This is a genomic window from Stutzerimonas stutzeri (genome assembly GCF_000219605.1).
In the GTDB taxonomy this organism is placed as follows: Bacteria; Pseudomonadota; Gammaproteobacteria; order Pseudomonadales; family Pseudomonadaceae; genus Stutzerimonas; species Stutzerimonas stutzeri.
In genome coordinates this window covers 257,307-274,464 of the sequence record NC_015740.1, presented here as the reverse complement: position 1 = coordinate 274,464, position 17,158 = coordinate 257,307, and the positions used below count along the sequence as shown (strand labels likewise).

At 64.9% G+C, this 17,158-nt stretch carries 14 protein-coding genes; 11 read left to right on the top strand and 3 right to left on the bottom strand.

Annotated elements, in window-relative coordinates:
• Nucleotides 1-408 precede the first annotated feature (408 nt).
• The 7 genes from ectA (at nucleotide 409) to trhP (ending at nucleotide 7,051) form a co-directional block, all read left to right on the top strand.
• Nucleotides 409-924, top strand: coding sequence for a diaminobutyrate acetyltransferase (gene ectA / locus PSTAB_RS01215; protein ID WP_013981381.1), 516 nt, complete (start codon nucleotides 409-411; stop codon nucleotides 922-924).
• Nucleotides 921-2,198: a diaminobutyrate--2-oxoglutarate transaminase gene (gene ectB, locus PSTAB_RS01210; protein ID WP_013981380.1), complete on the top strand. Its 1,278-nt coding sequence runs from the start codon at nucleotides 921-923 to the stop codon at nucleotides 2,196-2,198. The genes ectA and ectB overlap by 4 nt, the downstream gene beginning before the upstream one ends.
• 10 nt (nucleotides 2,199-2,208) lie before the next feature.
• A complete protein-coding gene (locus PSTAB_RS01205; RefSeq protein ID WP_013981379.1) occupies nucleotides 2,209-2,610 on the top strand; it encodes an ectoine synthase in 402 nt (133 codons plus the stop codon).
• Between the two features lie 68 nt (nucleotides 2,611-2,678).
• Nucleotides 2,679-3,587: an ectoine hydroxylase gene (gene thpD, locus PSTAB_RS01200; RefSeq protein ID WP_011911424.1), complete on the top strand. Its 909-nt coding sequence runs from the start codon at nucleotides 2,679-2,681 to the stop codon at nucleotides 3,585-3,587.
• A gap of 152 nt (nucleotides 3,588-3,739) precedes the next feature.
• Nucleotides 3,740-5,170, top strand: coding sequence for an aspartate kinase (locus tag PSTAB_RS01195; protein WP_013981377.1), 1,431 nt, complete (start codon nucleotides 3,740-3,742; stop codon nucleotides 5,168-5,170).
• Nucleotides 5,171-5,336: 166 nt separating this feature from the next.
• Nucleotides 5,337-5,555, top strand: a complete 219-nt coding sequence (locus tag PSTAB_RS01190) for a YdcH family protein (RefSeq protein ID WP_011911422.1) — start codon at nucleotides 5,337-5,339, stop codon at nucleotides 5,553-5,555.
• Nucleotides 5,556-5,677: 122 nt separating this feature from the next.
• A complete protein-coding gene (gene trhP / locus PSTAB_RS01185; RefSeq protein ID WP_013981376.1) occupies nucleotides 5,678-7,051 on the top strand; it encodes a prephenate-dependent tRNA uridine(34) hydroxylase TrhP in 1,374 nt (457 codons plus the stop codon).
• 21 nt (nucleotides 7,052-7,072) lie between these two features.
• On the opposite strand, the gene PSTAB_RS01180 is transcribed toward trhP, so the two are convergent.
• Nucleotides 7,073-9,904, bottom strand: a complete 2,832-nt coding sequence (locus PSTAB_RS01180; RefSeq protein WP_013981375.1) for a putative bifunctional diguanylate cyclase/phosphodiesterase — start codon at nucleotides 9,902-9,904, stop codon at nucleotides 7,073-7,075.
• Between the two features lie 257 nt (nucleotides 9,905-10,161).
• Between PSTAB_RS01180 and uvrD the strand changes: the two genes are divergently transcribed.
• The 3 genes from uvrD (at nucleotide 10,162) to PSTAB_RS01165 (ending at nucleotide 14,556) form a co-directional block, all read left to right on the top strand.
• Nucleotides 10,162-12,351 carry a DNA helicase II gene (gene uvrD, locus PSTAB_RS01175; RefSeq protein WP_013981374.1) on the top strand — a complete coding sequence of 730 codons (2,190 nt, stop codon included), beginning with the start codon at nucleotides 10,162-10,164 and terminating at the stop codon, nucleotides 12,349-12,351.
• Nucleotides 12,352-12,424: 73 nt separating this feature from the next.
• Nucleotides 12,425-13,528, top strand: coding sequence for a TRAP transporter substrate-binding protein (locus tag PSTAB_RS01170; RefSeq protein WP_013981372.1), 1,104 nt, complete (start codon nucleotides 12,425-12,427; stop codon nucleotides 13,526-13,528).
• Nucleotides 13,529-13,713: 185 nt separating this feature from the next.
• A complete protein-coding gene (locus PSTAB_RS01165) occupies nucleotides 13,714-14,556 on the top strand; it encodes a Tim44 domain-containing protein (RefSeq protein ID WP_013981370.1) in 843 nt (280 codons plus the stop codon).
• A 160-nt stretch (nucleotides 14,557-14,716) separates the two neighbouring features.
• On the opposite strand, the gene PSTAB_RS01160 is transcribed toward PSTAB_RS01165, so the two are convergent.
• A complete protein-coding gene (locus tag PSTAB_RS01160; protein WP_013981369.1) occupies nucleotides 14,717-15,667 on the bottom strand; it encodes an alpha/beta fold hydrolase in 951 nt (316 codons plus the stop codon).
• Nucleotides 15,668-15,704: 37 nt separating this feature from the next.
• Nucleotides 15,705-16,133, bottom strand: a complete 429-nt coding sequence (locus tag PSTAB_RS01155; RefSeq protein ID WP_013981368.1) for an organic hydroperoxide resistance protein — start codon at nucleotides 16,131-16,133, stop codon at nucleotides 15,705-15,707.
• A 116-nt stretch (nucleotides 16,134-16,249) separates the two neighbouring features.
• On the opposite strand from PSTAB_RS01155, the gene PSTAB_RS01150 reads away from it, so the two are divergent.
• Entirely contained in the window at nucleotides 16,250-17,086 is an 837-nt protein-coding gene (locus tag PSTAB_RS01150) for an AraC family transcriptional regulator (RefSeq protein WP_013981367.1), read from the top strand.
• The last annotated feature ends 72 nt before the right edge of the window (nucleotides 17,087-17,158 follow it).

Genomic DNA, 17,158 nt, shown 5'->3' with positions numbered 1-17,158 from the left:
GAATCGCCCAGCGCGGCCTTATCCGCCCAGCCCCTTCGTTTTTCCCAGACGCCCCGCGCAAGCTACCAATCCGCCGCGCCAAGTACCGCCACAGCCCTCGCCCGGCGCGGCTTTCAGCCAGACAGACCGCCAGCCAGAGAACTTCTGACGCGCTTTGCGCTCGAACTTCCAGCCTGAATTCAAATTGCATTTCGGTGACAGCTAAGTTGCCCGGCAAGCTGACCATCGCAATACACAGAAACATTCTGCGCGCCAGCGCAGTTATCATGCGGGTTTCAGCGGCATATACAGCGACGCACACTTCCCATATTCCGTTACATGGGTTGAGAAACTTGTGCGGATATGCCTACCCTAAAAAGGAATTCAATCAACAACCCCAAAGGCATTGTTTTGAGTTTCCCCACCGTAATGCTCCGTCGTCCAACCGACGGCGACGGTTACAACCTTCATCAGCTGGTGGCGCGCTGCCAGCCCCTCGATACCAATTCGGTCTACTGCAACCTGCTGCAGTGTTCCGATTTCGCTGATACCGCCATCGCCGCAGAGAACGCTCAAGGCGAGCTGGTCGGTTTCATCTCGGGTTACCGCCCCCCTTCGCGGCCGGACACGCTGTTCGTCTGGCAGGTCGCCGTCGACAGCTCGATGCGCGGTCAGGGGCTGGCCCTGCGCATGCTGCTGGCACTGACCGCCCGGGTCGCTCGCGAGTACGGCGTGCGTTACATGGAAACCACCATCTCGCCGGACAACGGGGCGTCACAGGCGCTGTTCAAGCGGGCCTTCGACCGCCTCGATGCCAACTGCACGACGCGCACGCTGTTCGCCCGCGACACGCATTTCGCCGGTCAGCACGAGGACGAGGTGCTCTACCGCGCCGGCCCGTTCACCGTTTCCCATCTAGAAGAAGAGCTCAAGGAGCACGCATGAAAACTTTTGAACTGAATGAATCCAGGGTTCGCAGCTACTGCCGTTCCTTCCCCGTGGTCTTCAAGCAGGCCCAGGGCGCCGAACTGGTCACCCAGGACGGCAAGCGCTACATCGACTTCCTCGCTGGTGCCGGCACGCTCAACTACGGGCACAACCACCCGGTGCTCAAGCAGGCGCTGCTCGAGTACATCGAGAGCGACGGCATCACCCACGGCCTGGACATGTACACCGAAGCCAAGGAGCGTTTCCTCGAAACCTTCAACCGGCTGATCCTCGAGCCGCGCGGCATGGGCGACTACCGCATGCAGTTCACCGGCCCGACCGGCACCAACGCGGTCGAGGCGGCGATGAAGCTGGCGCGCAAGGTCACCGGACGCAACAACATCATCAGCTTCACCAATGGCTTCCACGGCTGCAGCATTGGCGCGCTGGCCGCCACCGGCAACCAGCATCACCGTGGTGGTTCGGGCATCAGCCTCACCGATGTCAGCCGCATGCCGTACGCCAATTACTTTGGCGACAAGACCAACACCATCGGCATGATGGACAAGCTCTTGTCCGACCCATCCAGCGGTATCGACAAGCCGGCGGCGGTGATCGTCGAGGTGGTGCAGGGCGAAGGCGGCCTGAACACCGCGTCGGCCGAATGGATGCGCAAGCTCGAGAAGCTCTGCCGCAAGCACGAGATGCTGCTGATCGTCGACGACATCCAGGCCGGCTGCGGCCGCACCGGGACTTTCTTCAGCTTCGAAGAGATGGGCATCCAGCCGGATATCGTCACGCTGTCCAAGTCGCTGTCCGGCTACGGCCTGCCGTTCGCCATGGTGTTGCTGCGCCAGGAGCTGGACCAGTGGAAGCCCGGCGAACACAACGGCACCTTCCGCGGCAACAACCATGCATTCGTCACGGCGGCCGCGGCGGTCGAGCACTTCTGGCAGAACGACGCGTTCGCCAACAGCGTGAAGGCCAAGGGCAAGCGCATCGCCGACGGCATGCAGCGCATCATCCGTCGCCACGGCCCGGATTCGCTGTTCCTCAAGGGCCGCGGGATGATGATCGGCATCAGCTGCCCCGATGGCGAGATTGCCGCCGCAGTGTGCCGCCATGCCTTCGAAAACGGCCTGGTGATCGAGACCAGCGGCGCCCACAGCGAAGTGGTCAAGTGCCTGTGCCCGCTGATCATCAGCGATGAGCAGATCGACAAGGCACTTTCCATCCTCGACAAGGCCTTTGCCGCCGTGATGAGCGAGCAGACCGAGAACCAAGCTTCCTGAGGTATCCGCAATGATCGTCAGAACCCTCGCCGAGTGCGAAAAGACCGACCGCAAGGTCCACAGCCAGACCGGCACCTGGGACAGCACGCGCATGCTGCTCAAGGACGACAAGGTGGGATTCTCCTTCCACATCACCACCATCTACGCCGGCAGCGAGACGCACATCCACTACCAGAACCACTTCGAGTCGGTGTACTGCATCAGCGGCAATGGCGAGATCGAAACCATCGCCGACGGCAAGATCTACAAGATCGAGCCGGGCACGCTGTACGTGCTGGACAAGCATGACGAGCACCTGCTGCGCGGTGGCAGCGAAGACATGAAGCTGGCCTGCGTCTTCAACCCGCCGCTCAACGGGCGCGAAGTGCATGACGAAAGCGGCGTCTATCCGCTGGAGGCCGAAACCGTCTGATACCGGTTTAACCGGGGCGGCCACCGCGCCGCCCCGCCATTACAAGAAAGGAGGTAAGCGTGAACCCTATGCAAGCCGACCTGTATCCCTCGCGCCAGGAAGACCAGCCCAGCTGGCAGGAACGCCTGGATCCGGTCGTCTACCGCAGCGACCTGGAGAATGCGCCAATCGCGGCAGAGCTGGTCGAACGCTTCGAGCGCGACGGCTACCTGGTCATCCCCAATCTGTTCAGCGCCGACGAAGTCGCGCTGTTTCGCGCCGAACTCGAGCGCATGCGCCAGGACCCGGCCGTCGCCGGTTCCGGCAAGACCATCAAGGAACCCGACAGCGGTGCGATCCGCTCGGTGTTCGCCATCCACAAGGACAACGAGCTGTTCGCCCGCGTCGCAGCCGACGAGCGCACCGCCGGCATCGCCCGCTTCATCCTTGGCGGCGACCTGTACGTGCATCAGTCGCGAATGAACTTCAAGCCCGGCTTCACCGGCAAGGAGTTCTACTGGCACTCGGATTTCGAGACCTGGCACATCGAGGACGGCATGCCGCGCATGCGCTGCCTGTCCTGCTCGATCCTCTTGACCGACAACGAGCCGCACAACGGCCCGCTGATGCTGATGCCCGGCTCGCACAAGCACTACGTGCGCTGTGTCGGAGCCACACCGGAAAATCACTACGAGAAGTCCCTGCGCAAGCAGGAGATCGGCATCCCCGACCAGAACAGCCTGAGCGAGCTGGCCAGCCGCTTCGGCATCGACTGCGCCACCGGCCCCGCCGGCAGCGTGGTGTTCTTCGACTGCAACACCATGCATGGCTCCAATGGCAACATCACGCCCAGCGCGCGGAGCAATCTGTTCTACGTCTACAACCACGTGGATAATGCCGTGCAGGCTCCGTTCTGCGAGCAGAAACCGCGCCCGGCCTTTGTCGCCGAACGCGAGAATTTCAAGCCGCTGGACATTCGGCCGCAACAGTATCTCTGAGGCGATGGGGCGCGTCTGATGACGGGCCCCTTCCCCCGGCTTGGCCGATCGCTACCGGCCCAGGGAAATTCACTCCAGCTCGTTGATCGACAGGTGCGCCAGCTGCGCGCCGGGCCCGTCAACGGCCTGCCAGATTCGGACGCTATAAAAAGATGCATACCGTGGAAAAGATCGGCGGCACGTCGATGAGCCGCTTCGAGGAAGTTCTCGACAATATCTTCATCGGCCGCCGGGAAGGCGCAGCGCTGTACCAGCGTATCTTCGTCGTCTCGGCCTACAGCGGCATGACCAACCTGCTGCTGGAGCACAAGAAGACCGGCGAGCCCGGCGTCTACCAACGCTTCGCCGATGCGCAGAGCGAAGGTGCCTGGCGCGAAGCGCTGGAGGGTGTGCGCCAGCGCATGCTCGCCAAGAACGCCGAGCTGTTCAGTTCCGAGTACGAACTGCACGCCGCCAACCAGTTCATCAACTCGCGCATCGACGATGCCAGCGAGTGCATGCACAGCCTGCAGAAGCTTTGCGCCTACGGCCACTTCCAGCTCTCCGAACACCTGATGAAGGTGCGCGAGATGCTCGCTTCCCTCGGCGAAGCCCACAGCGCCTTCAACTCGGTGCTGGCGCTCAAGCAGCGCGGCGTCAACGCGCGCCTGGCCGACCTCACCGGCTGGCAGCAGGAAGCACCGCTGCCGTTCGAGGAGATGATTTCCAGCCACTTCGCCGGCTTCGACTTCAGCCGCGAACTGGTGGTCGCCACCGGTTACACCCATTGCGCCGAAGGCCTGATGAATACCTTCGATCGCGGCTACAGCGAGATCACCTTCGCCCAGATCGCCGCCGCCACCGGCGCACGCGAGGCGATCATCCACAAGGAATTCCACCTCTCCTCGGCCGACCCGAATCTGGTGGGTGCCGACAAGGTGGTCACCATCGGCCGCACCAACTACGACGTCGCCGACCAGCTGTCGAACCTCGGCATGGAGGCGATCCACCCGCGCGCCGCCAAGACCCTGCGTCGCGCCGGCGTCGAACTGCGCATCAAGAATGCCTTCGAGCCCGAGCATGGCGGCACGCTGATCAGCCAGGACTACAAGTCCGAGAAGCCCTGCGTCGAGATCATCGCCGGGCGCAAGGACGTCTTCGGCATCGAGGTGTTCGACCAGGACATGCTCGGCGACATCGGCTACGACATGGAGATCAGCAAGCTGCTCAAGCAGCTCAAGCTCTATGTGGTGAACAAGGATTCCGACGCCAACAGCATCACCTACTACGCCTCCGGTTCGCGCAAGCTGATCAACCGCGCCGCGCGGCTGATCGAGGAGCAGTACCCGGCCGCCGAGGTCACCGTGCACAACCTGGCCATCGTTTCGGCCATCGGCTCCGACCTCAAGGTCAAGGGCATTCTGGCCAAGACCGTGGCCGCTCTGGCCGAGGCCGGCATCAGCATCCAGGCGATCCACCAGTCGATCCGTCAGGTGGAGATGCAGTGCGTGGTCAACGAGGAAGACTACGACGCCGCCATCGCCGCGCTGCACCGCGCACTGATCGAGCCGGAAAACCATGGCGACGTGATTGCCGCGGCCTGATCCAAGTGCAGGACCGAAACGCCGGGCTCGTCCCGGCGTTTTGCTGTCTGGACGCATGACACCGATCAATACCGCCGGCACCGCGCAGGATGACTATGGAGACAAGAGGCCGGTCACGGCTTACGCCTGACCGGCTCGCCCGCTCATCCACAACGCAGGAGTTGCCATGTTTCCCGAGTACCGCGACCTGATCACTCGTCTCAAGGCGGAAAACAAGACCTTTGCCCGTCTGTTCGACGAGCACAACGACCTCGACCAGCGGGTGAAGAACATCGAGGCGCACATCGTGCCGGGCACCGACAGCGAGGTGGAAAACCTGAAGAAGCAGAAGCTGCAGCTCAAGGATCGCCTCTACGACATGCTCAAGGAGGCATCCGTCGCCTGACCTCTGCGCGCCCCGCTCGCGGGGCGCTGCCTGCCGCGTCATTGCGGACAACGCTCGACGCGCAATCGCCGGGCAAGCGCAGTAAAATGCCGCGCTTTCGATACCCCTGCGAGTCCCGCGCCATGAACACCCCCAACCGCACCGAGCTGCTGTCGCCTGCCGGCACGCTGAAATCCATGCGCTACGCCTTCGCCTACGGCGCCGATGCGGTGTACGCCGGGCAACCACGCTACAGCCTGCGCGTACGCAACAACGAGTTCGACCACGCCAACCTCAAGGTCGGCATCGACGAGGCCCACGCGCTGGGCAAGCAGTTCTACGTGGTGGTCAACATCGCCCCGCACAACGCCAAGCTCAAGACCTTCATCAAGGACCTGGAGCCGGTGGTGGCGATGGGCCCGGATGCGCTGATCATGTCCGACCCGGGCCTGATCATGCTGGTGCGCCAGCATTTTCCGCAGCAGACCATCCACCTCTCGGTACAGGCCAATGCGGTGAACTGGGCGACGGTGAAGTTCTGGGAAAGCCAGGGCGTCAGCCGCGTGATCCTCTCCCGCGAGCTCTCGCTGGAGGAGATCGACGAGATCCGCGAGCAGGTGCCGGGCATGGAGCTGGAGGTGTTCGTCCACGGTGCGCTGTGCATGGCCTATTCCGGTCGCTGCCTGCTGTCGGGCTACATCAACAAGCGCGACCCCAACCAGGGCACCTGCACCAATGCCTGCCGCTGGGAATACAAGACCCACGAGGCGAAGGAGGACGAACTGGGTAACTCGGTGCACCTCTACGAGCCCATCGCCGTGCAGCAGGTCGAGGCGCAGGGCAACCCGACCCTGGGCGTCGGAGCGCCCACCGACAAGGTGTTCCTGCTCGAGGATGTCTCGCGGCCCGGCGAGTTCATGGAGGCGACCGAGGACGAGCACGGAACCTACATCATGAACTCCAAGGACCTGCGCGCCGTGCAGCATGTCGAGCGGCTGGTGCAGATGGGCGTGCACTCGCTGAAGATCGAAGGCCGCACCAAGAGCCACTACTACGTGGCGCGTACCGCGCAGGTCTACCGCAAGGCCATCGATGATGCACTGGCCGGCCGGCCGTTCGACAAGTCGTTGATGGACACCCTCGAATCCCTGGCCCACCGCGGCTATACCGAGGGTTTCCTGCGCCGTCACGTGCACGACGAATACCAGAACTACGAGCGCGGCTTCTCGCTCTCCGAGCGCCAGCAGTTCGTCGGCGAGCTGACCGGCGAGCGGCGCAACGGCCTGGCCGAGGTGAAAGTGAAAAACCGCTTCGCGGTCGGCGACAGGCTGGAGCTGATGACACCGCAGGGCAATCTCAACCTGCGCCTGGAGACCCTGGAAAGCAGCCGCGGCGAGGCCATCGAGGTTGCGCCGGGCGACGGCCACACCGTCTATCTGCCGGTCCCGCAGGACGTGGACCTGCACTTCGGCCTGCTGATGCGCGAGCTGGAGGGCGGCAGCAGCACCCGCGGCTGAAGCTGGGCGGGCAACCCCCCGCTAGCGCAGCAGCTCGGCGAACTGCTCGGCCGGCACCGGCGGGCTGAGCAGGTAGCCCTGGATTTCGTCGCACAGGTTGGCCTTGAGGAAGTCCATCTGCGCCTGGGTTTCCACGCCCTCGGCCACCACTCGCCGTTCCAGGCTGTGAACCATGGCGATGATGGCACGGGTGATCGCCGCATCCTGGGTGGAATGCTCCACCTCGCTGATGAACGAGCGGTCGATCTTCACGTAGTCCACCGGGAAGCGCTTGAGGTAGCTCAGCGACGAGAAACCGGTGCCGAAGTCGTCGATCGCCAACTTCACGCCCAGGGCACGCAATTGCTCGCTGATGCTGATGGCGTTATCGATGTCGTCCAGCAGCTGACTCTCGGTCAGTTCCAGTTCCAGCATCGCTGGCGGCAGCCCGGTCTCTTCCAGCACCTGGCGCACCAGACTGACGAAGTTGCCCTGACGCAGCTGCTTCACGGAGAGGTTCACCGACACGCGGATGTCCGCCAGCCCTTCCTGCTGCCAGCGGCGTGCCTGGCGGCAGGCCTCGCGCAGGACGAACTCGCCCAGCGGAATGATCAGCCCGGTTTCCTCGGCCAGCGGAATGAAGTCCGCCGGCGTGACCAGTCCGCGCTGCGGGTGGCGCCAGCGCACCAATGCCTCGGCGGCCTCCAGGCTGTCGTCGGCCAGACTCAGGCGCGGTTGGTAGAAGACTTCCAGCTGGCCGACTTCCAGCGCCTTGCGCAGCTGGTTTTCCAGTTGCAGGTAGTGCATGCCGGATGCCTGCGGGCGGTCGGTGAAGAACTGCAGGGTGTTGCCGCCCAGGTGCTTGGCCTGCTGCATGGCGGTGCTGGCCTGGCGCAGCAGGACCTCGGCATCGCGGCTGTTGTCCGGCAGCAGGCTGACACCGATGGAAGCGCTGATCACCAGCTCCTGTTCGCCGATGACGATCGGCTTGCGGATGCGCTGCAGCAGACGACTGCCCAGGTGCGCCAGACCGCTGAGGCTGCCGTAGGCATCGAGCAGCACGACGAATTCGTCGCCGGACAGGCGGGCAATGGTGTCGGCCTCACCGAGGGTCTGGCTCAGCCGTCGAGACACCTCGCGCAGCAACGCATCGGCCGCCTCGTGGCCGAGGCTTTCATTGAGCAGCTTGAAACGGTCCAGATCGATATACAGCACCGCCATGTTGCGGCCGTTGCGGCGAACCCGCTGACAGGCTTCCTGCAGCCGCTCCTTCAGCAGGCCGCGGTTGGCCAGCCCGGTGAGATCGTCGTAATGGGTCAGGTAGCGCAAGCGCTCCTCGATCTTGCGCCGCACGCTGAGGTCGGAGACGAAGGCGACCACATGGGTGACGCTGCCGTTGGCATCACGCACCTCGCGCAGCTGCACCCACTGCGGATAGACCTCGCCGCTCTTGCGCGTCTCGATCAGCTCGCCCTGCCAGTGACCGTGCCGCTCCAGCGCCTCGCGCATGGTCTCGTACTGCCGCTGGCTCTCCGGCGAGCCAGCGATACGCGCCACGCTGTGGCCGAGCAGTTCCTCGCGGCTGTAGCCGGACAGCGTGCAGCAGGCGTCATTCACCGCCAGGACACGGTAGCGATCGTTCATGATCACGATGCCTTCGCTGGCGGCCTCGAACACCGTGGCGGCCAGGCGCTGCTGCTCGGCCTGACTGCGCAGCTCGCTGATGTCACGGCGCGTGCCGATCATGCGCAGCGCACGGCCATTGGCGTCACGCTGGATCACCCGCCCGCGGTCTTCCAGGCACAGCTCGCTGCCATCGGCGCACAGGGCACGGTACTCGATGACGAAGGATTCGGTTTCGCCCTTCAGATGGGCGATCAGGGTGGCACGCACGCGCTGCAGGTCGTCGGGATGGATATCCGGCAGTCGCGAACCGTCTTTGCCGTAGCGATTTTCCAGGCCGATGCCGAACACCACCTGCATGCGCGAATGATGTACACGGTTGTTCTGCAGATCCCAATCCCACAGGCCGAGGTCACTGGCCTCCAGCGCCAGGGTCAGCCGCGCCTCGCTCTCGCCGAGTTCGGCGGTGCGCTCGGCGACGCGCTGTTCGAGGCCGTCGTAGGCGCTGCGCAGCTGCTGTTCGGCATGCCGGCGCTGCTCGACCTCGGTGGCCAGGCGGCCATTGAGCAGGTCGGCTTCGCGGCCGGCCTTCTCCAGCCGCTCGATCAGCCGCTGCCGGTGCAGGCGTTGTTCGATGCTGTCGGTGACCAGCCGGCTGATCTGCCAGGCGATCAGACTGAGCGTCGCCAGCACGATCATCGCCAGCACGCCCCAGCCCTGCTGCAGCGGCTCGCCGCTGGTCATCAGCAGCAGTCCCGCCGGCAACAGACAGGGCACGGCGAAACTGAAAAAGGCCGGCAGGCTGACGCCATAGGCGACACTGGCGGCCAGCACCACGGAGCCCATCAAGCCGTAGAGCAAGGCCTGGGTGACAAAGGTATCGGCCGGCACCAGCGCCACCATGGCGTAGGACAGGCTCAACGCCGAGGCACTGCTGCCCAGCAGGAAGCGCCTGCGCCAGTGCGGCGCCGCCTGCGCCTCGGGGCTGGCTCGATTGAAGGCTCCGACCTGCTGCAGGCGCAGCAGCCCGAGCGTGGCCATCCAGCCCAGCCAGACGCCGAGTTCGATACCGCCCTGTTCGGGCCAGAGCACCACCCCGCAGATCAGCGTGGTGAGCAGCAACAGCAGGGCGGGAGTGCGCGAACCGCGATACAGCAACCGCGTGTGCTCGGCAGCCTGCTCGACCGCCGAAGCCTCGTCAGTGACATGCTGCGTTGACGCCGGGCAGGCGGCTCGAATGGAATCGGTCATGAATATTGTTCTAGTAGTAACTGCACCCGAATCAGGTTCCGGCGGAACCACAACACGGCCGATAATGGCACGTTGCTAGCCTCACGTCATATCGCGCTGCGTCGGAAATGCCATGATCGCCGTCCGAACCGACCAGCGGATCGTCGGCACCAGACGTGATGCCGCCTGTGCTGCGGCTGCGCCGGATTGCCGCAAATGCCGCGCCCGAACGGACCACAGGGCGAGCGCAGCGCGGGCATTTCCAATAGAATGCCGCGATGCATGACGATCTCTCCCTTCTCCTGAATTCCCTCAACGATGCCCAGCGCCAGGCCGTGGCCGCGCCGCTGGGCCGGCAACTGGTGCTGGCCGGCGCAGGCTCGGGCAAGACCCGTGTACTGGTGCACCGCATCGCCTGGCTGCACCAGGTCGAGCGCGCATCATTGCACTCGATCCTTTCGGTGACCTTTACCAACAAGGCTGCCGCCGAAATGCGCCAGCGCATCGAGCAGCTGCTGCACGTGAACCCGCAGGGCATGTGGGTCGGCACCTTCCACGGCCTGGCCCATCGCCTGCTGCGTGCGCACTGGCGCGAGGCGAAGCTGGCGGAGAATTTCCAGATTCTCGATTCCGACGACCAGCAGCGCCTGGTCAAGCGGGTGATCCGCGAGCTCGGCCTCGACGAGCAGCGCTGGCCGGCGCGCCAGGCACAGTGGTGGATCAATGCGCAGAAGGACGAAGGGCTGCGCCCACGCAACATTCAGCCCGGCGGTGATCTGTTCCTCGCCACCCAGCTGAAGATCTACGAAGCCTATGAAGAGGCCTGCGCCCGCGCCGGGGTGATCGACTTCTCCGAACTGCTGCTACGCGCCCTGGACCTGTGGCGCGACCACCCCGGCCTGCTCGAGCACTACCAGCGGCGCTTCCGCCACGTGCTGGTGGACGAGTTCCAGGACACCAACGCCGTCCAGTACGCCTGGCTGCGGCTGCTGGCCAAGGGTGGCGAGAGTCTGATGGTGGTCGGCGACGACGACCAGTCGATCTACGGCTGGCGCGGCGCGCGCATCGAGAACCTGCACCAGTTCAGCGCCGATTTCCCGGACGCCGAAACCATCCGCCTGGAGCAGAACTATCGCTCCACCGCCTGCATCCTCAAGGCCGCCAACGCGCTGATCGCCAACAACCAGGGTCGCCTCGGCAAGGAACTCTGGACCTCCGGTTGCGAGGGCGAGCCGATCAGCCTGTACGCCGCGTTCAACGAGCACGACGAAGCGCGTTACGTGGTCGAAAGCATCGAGAAGGCCATCCGCGACGGCATGAGCCGCAGCGAGATCGCCATCCTCTACCGCTCCAACGCCCAGTCGCGGGTACTGGAAGAGGCGCTGCTGCGCGAGAAGATCCCCTACCGCATCTACGGCGGCCAGCGCTTCTTCGAGCGTGCCGAGATCAAGAACGCCATGGCCTACCTGCGCCTGATCCAGACCCGCGACAACGACGCGGCGCTGGAGCGGGTGATCAACGTGCCGGCCCGCGGCATCGGCGAGAAGACCGTCGAATGCCTGCGCCAGCTGGCCCGTGAACAGGGCCTGTCGATGTGGGCTGCGCTGCACCAGGCGGTCGGCACCAAGGCGGTGTCCGGGCGCGCCGCCAGCGCGCTGAACGGCTTCGTCGAGCTGGTCGACACCCTGGCGCTGAAGGTCGAGAAACTGCCGCTGCACAGCATGGCGCAGCTGGTCATCGAGGAATCCGGGCTACTCGCCTACCACCGCGACGAAAAGGGTGAGAAGGCCCAGGCGCGGGTGGAAAACCTCGAGGAACTGGTCTCCGCCGCCCGCGCCTTCGACAACTACAGCGAAGAGGACGACGACATCCAGTCGCCGCTGGCCGCCTTCCTCGACCACGCCTCGCTGGAGGCCGGCGAGCAGCAGGCCGGCGATCACGAGGACAGCGTGCAGCTGATGACCCTGCACAGCGCCAAGGGTCTGGAGTTCCCGCTGGTGTTCCTGGTCGGCATGGAAGAAGGCCTGTTCCCGCACAAGATGAGCCTGGAGGAATCCGGCCGCCTGGAAGAGGAACGCCGCCTGGCCTACGTCGGCATCACCCGCGCCATGCAGCAGCTGGTGATCACCTACGCCGAAACACGCCGGCTGTACGGCAGCGAGACCTACAACAAGGTCTCGCGCTTCGTCCGCGAGATTCCGCCAGCGCTGGTGCAGGAAGTGCGGCTGAGCAACACGGTGACGCGCTCGTTCAGCGGCAAGAGCATGAGCGGCTCGCCGCTGTTCGACGGCGCCGGCGTGCCGGAAACACCGTTCAACCTCGGCCAGCGCGTGCGCCATTCGCTGTTCGGCGAAGGCACCATCCTCAACTTCGAAGGCGCCGGCGCCCAGGCGCGGGTGCAGGTGAATTTCGAGGACGAGGGCAGCAAATGGCTGATGCTCAGCTACGCGAAACTTGAAGCCCTGTGAGGTTGACGCTAACGTCAACCCGCCATACCAACCAGCCACTCTTATAAGAAGAATCTTCCAAGGATACCGACCCATGAAACGCCGCCATCTGTTCGGTGCTGCCGCTGCCTTGCTTGCCACCCTCGGCCTTGCCGGTTGCAACGACGACAAGAAAGTCGAAACCACCGGCCAGCAGGCCGCCAGCGAACCCGCCAAAACCTACACTTGGAAGATGGTCACCGCCTGGCCGAAGAACTACCCGGGCCTGGGCACCGCCGCCGAACGCCTGGCCGAGCGCGTCAAGGTGATGAGCGACGGCCGCCTGACCATCAAGGTCTACGCCGCCGGCGAACTGGTACCGGCGCTGGAAGTGTTCGATGCCGTCTCCCGCGGCACCGCCGAACTGGGCCATGGCGCTGCCTATTACTGGAAGGGCAAGGTGCCCACCGCGCAATTCTTCACCTCCGTGCCGTTCGGCCTGTCGGCCATCGAGATGAACGCCTGGCTGAGCAAGGGCGAAGGCCAGAAATTCTGGGACGAGGCCTATGCCCCGTTCGGCGTGAAGCCCATGGTGGTCGGCAACACCGGCATGCAGATGGGCGGCTGGTACAACAAGGAGATCAATTCGCTGGGCGACCTGCGCGGCCTGAAGATCCGCATGCCGGGCCTGGGCGGCGAAGTGCTGGCGCGTCTCGGCGCGACCACCGTGAACCTGCCCGGGGGCGAGGTGTTCACCGCGCTGCAGACCGGTGCCATCGACGCCACCGACTGGGTCAGCCCGTACAACGACCTGGCCTTCGGCCTGCACAAGGCCGCGAAGTACTACTACTACCCGGGCTGGCAGGAGCCGCAGGCGGTGCTGGAACTGCTGGTCAACCAGAAGGCCCTCGATACCCTGCCCGAGGACCTGCAGGCCATCCTCACCGAGGCGACCCGTGCGGCCAGCCGCGACATGATGGACGACTACGTCTACAACAACGCACTGGCGCTCGATCAGCTCAAGCAGCAGGGTGTGGAGCTCAAGCGCTTCCCCGACGAAGTGCTGGACGCCATGCAGGAGCAGTCGGAGCTGGTGCTCGGCGAGCTGGCCGCGCAGAGCGAGCTGAACGGCCGCATCTGGGCCTCGATGAAGGCCTTCCAGGAGCAGGTCAAGCCGATGCACGAGATTTCCGAGAAGGAACTGTACAACTGGCGGTGATCGCCCTGACGAACGGAGCCACCGGGCTCCGTTCGCCTACCAGGACCAGCGGAGCGTCTGCCGGCACCGCCGGAGGCGACCAACGGTCGCAAGCAAAAGCTCGTAACATACTGCCCCTCGCCAACCCCTGCCCGGCTCGGCAGGATGGCGCGCGTACCTCCACTTAATTCAAGCGGGAACACTCAATGCAACGTGTGCTTAGCATTTTCATGGCGCTGTGTATCAGCCTGACCTTCGCGCTGGACGCCCACGCCAAGCGCTTCGGCGGCGGGAAGAGCTTCGGCTCGGCACCGAGCCACCAGACCCGCCAGGCGCCCCAGCAGACCCAGGCCGCACCGAATCAGGCTGGCCGTCAGACGCCCGCTGCCGCCAGCGGCGCCTCGCGCTGGCTCGGCCCGCTGGCCGGTCTGGCCGCCGGCGGCCTGCTCGCCTCGATGTTCATGGGCGATGGCTTCGAAGGCATCCAGTTCATGGATATCCTGATCTTCGGCCTGATCGCCTTCCTGCTGTTCCGCTTCCTCGCCGCCCGACGCCGCCAGCAGCAACCAGCCATGGCCGGTCACGCGCCAATGCAGCGCGAGATGCCGCAGCAACCAGCGACCTCCATCTTCGGTGGCAGCGCCGCCCCGGTCGCCGCCGCTCCGGTGATCAATGCCCCGGCCTGGTTCAACGAGCAGAACTTCGTTGCGGCCGCGCGCGAGCACTTCCTCTCGCTGCAGCAGCACTGGGACGCCAACGAGATGGACAAGATCGCCGAGTTCGTTACCCCGCAGCTGCTGGGTTTCCTCAAGCAGGAGCGCGCCGAGATCGGCGATGCCTATCAGTCGACCTACATCGACGATCTGCAGATCCAGCTCGACGGCGTCGACGACAATGCCGAGAAGACCACCGCAACGCTGACCTTCAGCGGCGTGGCCAAGACCTCGCGCTTCGACCAGGGCGAACCCTTCAGCGAGAGCTGGCGCATGGAGCGTGTGCAGGGCGAGAACCAGCCCTGGCTGGTGGCCGGTATCCGTCAGAACGCCTGATCGGCACCGTTCCGGAACCCACACCGGCCTGCCTCCGGACAGGCCACGAAAACCCCGCCCCGGCGGGGTTTTTCGTTTCTGCCGCGCCCTCCTCGACCTTCTGCTGCGCAAAAAAAACCGGCCGCGGAGCTAACCGCGGCCGGCACAGCGACGCATGCGATCATTTCCTGAGGAAGTCCAGCAGGTCCTGATTGAAGCGCGCCTTGTGGGTGTCGGTCAGGCCGTGCGGCGCACCGGGGTAGACGATCAGCTTCGCATCCTTGATCTGCGCTGCGGATGCCTTGCCGGAGATGTCCAGCGGCACGATCTGGTCGTCGTCGCCATGGATCACCAGGGTCGGCACGTCGAACTTCTTCAGGTCCTCGCGGAAGTCGGTGGCCGAGAAGGCGGCGATGGAGTCATAGGTGTTCTTGTGCCCGGCCTGCATGCCCTGCGCTCGCCAGTTGTCGATCAGCCCCTGGGAAACCTTGGCGCCCGGCCGGTTGAAGCCGTAGAACGGGCCGGAGGCAAGGTCCAGGTAGAGCTGCGCACGATCTTCCAGCGAGGCCTTGCGAATGCCGTCGAACACCTCCAGCGGAAGGCCGTCAGGATTGTCCTCGGTGCGCAGCATCATCGGCGGCACGGCGCTGACCAGCACGGCCTTCTTCACCCGCCCGGTGCCGTGGCGACCGATGTAGCGCGCCACCTCACCACCACCGGTGGAGAAACCCACCAGGGTCACGTCCTGCAGGTCGAGCGCGTCGATCACCGCCGCCAGGTCGTCGGCGTAATGATCCATGTCGTTGCCTTCCCAGGGCTGGCTGGACCGGCCATGGCCGCGGCGGTCATGGGCGACCACGCGATAGCCCTCGGATGCGAGAAACAGCATCTGCGATTCCCAGCTGTCGGAACTCAGCGGCCAGCCGTGGCTGAAGGTCACCACCGGGCCGTCCTTCGGGCCCCAGTCCTTGTAGTAGAGCTGCACGCCATCGGCGGTAGTGATGGTGCTGGCTGTATATGCGACAACAGCGGCGCTGCCGGGCTTCGCCGGTTGTGCGGCCTGGGCGGCGAAGGCGGGCTGCAGCGCGATGGCCAGCAACGGCATGGCGAGGGTACGGGTGATCGGATTCATGGCATGGGTCTCCTGTTCGAAAGGGTGGCGGTCCGGCTCAGTCGGCGATGACCAGCGTGACGTCGATGTTTCCGCGGGTAGCGTTGGAATAGGGGCAGACGATGTGGGCCTGCTCGACCAGGTTCTGCAGCAGGTCGCGGGCAACGCCGGGGGCACTGATGGTCAGCTCGGCCTCGATGCCGAAGCCGGTGGGGATCTGGCCGATGCCGACCTTGCCGGTGATGCGCGTATCCACCGGCAGAGTGACCTTCTGCTTGCCGGCGACGAACTTCAGCGCCCCGAGAAAGCAGGCCGAGTATCCGGCGGCGAACAGCTGCTCGGGATTGGTCCCGGCACCACCGGCACCGCCCAGCTCGCGCGGCGTGGACAGCTGCACGTCGAGCGCCTGGTCGGAGGAGCTGGCGCGGCCTTCGCGGCCGCCGGTGGCGGTGGCAGTAGCGGTGTAGAGAATCTTCTCGATGGACATGATGGTGACTCCTGTTTCGGGTTGCCGGAGCGGTGTTGCCCGGTAAGCGCTATTCTCCTCAGCACGAAAAACTATTGGTGACGTAAAGTCTTTGAAAATTGATCAGGAGTACAAAGATGGCTGACCGCCTCGCCGCACTGATGACGCACTTCCCGATGCGCGCCCAGGTGTTCAACACCGGGCCGCTGTGCGGCATCAACACGTTGCAGAGCGATGGCGTGCACGGGCAACTGCACCTGATTCGCCGCGGCGCGGTGGAGGTCCGCTACGGCCGGGAGACACTGCACGTCACGCAGCCGAGCCTGCTGCTGTTCCCGCGACCGCTGACGCATCGCTTCATCACCGCGCCGGACTGCGAGGTAGACATGGTCTGCGCGAACCTGACGTTCGAGGGGGGCAGGGCCAACCCGATCGCCTCTGCCCTGGCCGATCTGGTCTGCCTGCCGCTGGATGGCGTGTGGGGCGCCGAGCCGGTGCTCTCACTGCTGTTCGAGGAAGCCTTCGAACAGCGCTGCGGGCGCATGGCGCTGGTGGAGCGGCTGGTGGAGGTGGTGATGATCCAGATCCTGCGTCAGCTGATGGAAAGTGACGAGGTCAGCGGCGGCCTGCTCTCCGGCCTCGCCCATCCGCGCCTGCGCAACGCGCTGGTGGCCATGCACGAAGCGCCCGCACAGGACTGGACGCTCGACAACCTCGCCGGCGTCGCCGGAATGTCGCGTAGCGCCTTCGCCACCAGCTTCCGCGAAACGCTCGGGCAGACGCCCGGCCAATATCTGCAGGGCTGGCGCGTCCGCCTGGCGCAGAAGGCGCTGCAGCGCGGGCGGCCGCTGAAGGTGATCGCCACCGAGGTCGGCTACGGCAGCGAAGCGGCGCTTTCGCGCGCATTCAAGGCCCAAGCCGGACAATCACCGCGGGAATGGAAAAACCAGCTTGCCGCCTCGACAGACGCCTGAAGCCGCCATGTGACCGATCGGCTGGCTGCAAGGGCAGCGGCGGCACCCGGAATTAATCCTTCACTTTCCGAA

What these genes read in the sequence shown, in the direction of transcription:
- thpD (WP_011911424.1), top strand. Translation starts at nt 2,679, where the DNA reads ATGCAAGCCGACCTGTATCCCTCGCGCCAGGAAGACCAGCCCAGCTGG.
- PSTAB_RS01205 (WP_013981379.1), top strand. Translation starts at nt 2,209, where the DNA reads ATGATCGTCAGAACCCTCGCCGAGTGCGAAAAGACCGACCGCAAGGTC.
- PSTAB_RS01160 (WP_013981369.1), bottom strand. Translation starts at nt 15,667, where the DNA reads ATGAATCCGATCACCCGTACCCTCGCCATGCCGTTGCTGGCCATCGCG.
- PSTAB_RS01180 (WP_013981375.1), bottom strand. Translation starts at nt 9,904, where the DNA reads ATGACCGATTCCATTCGAGCCGCCTGCCCGGCGTCAACGCAGCATGTC.
- uvrD (WP_013981374.1), top strand. Translation starts at nt 10,162, where the DNA reads ATGCATGACGATCTCTCCCTTCTCCTGAATTCCCTCAACGATGCCCAG.
- PSTAB_RS01195 (WP_013981377.1), top strand. Translation starts at nt 3,740, where the DNA reads ATGCATACCGTGGAAAAGATCGGCGGCACGTCGATGAGCCGCTTCGAG.
- PSTAB_RS01170 (WP_013981372.1), top strand. Translation starts at nt 12,425, where the DNA reads ATGAAACGCCGCCATCTGTTCGGTGCTGCCGCTGCCTTGCTTGCCACC.
- ectB (WP_013981380.1), top strand. Translation starts at nt 921, where the DNA reads ATGAAAACTTTTGAACTGAATGAATCCAGGGTTCGCAGCTACTGCCGT.
- trhP (WP_013981376.1), top strand. Translation starts at nt 5,678, where the DNA reads ATGAACACCCCCAACCGCACCGAGCTGCTGTCGCCTGCCGGCACGCTG.
- PSTAB_RS01190 (WP_011911422.1), top strand. Translation starts at nt 5,337, where the DNA reads ATGTTTCCCGAGTACCGCGACCTGATCACTCGTCTCAAGGCGGAAAAC.
- ectA (WP_013981381.1), top strand. Translation starts at nt 409, where the DNA reads ATGCTCCGTCGTCCAACCGACGGCGACGGTTACAACCTTCATCAGCTG.
- PSTAB_RS01155 (WP_013981368.1), bottom strand. Translation starts at nt 16,133, where the DNA reads ATGTCCATCGAGAAGATTCTCTACACCGCTACTGCCACCGCCACCGGC.
- PSTAB_RS01165 (WP_013981370.1), top strand. Translation starts at nt 13,714, where the DNA reads ATGCAACGTGTGCTTAGCATTTTCATGGCGCTGTGTATCAGCCTGACC.
- PSTAB_RS01150 (WP_013981367.1), top strand. Translation starts at nt 16,250, where the DNA reads ATGGCTGACCGCCTCGCCGCACTGATGACGCACTTCCCGATGCGCGCC.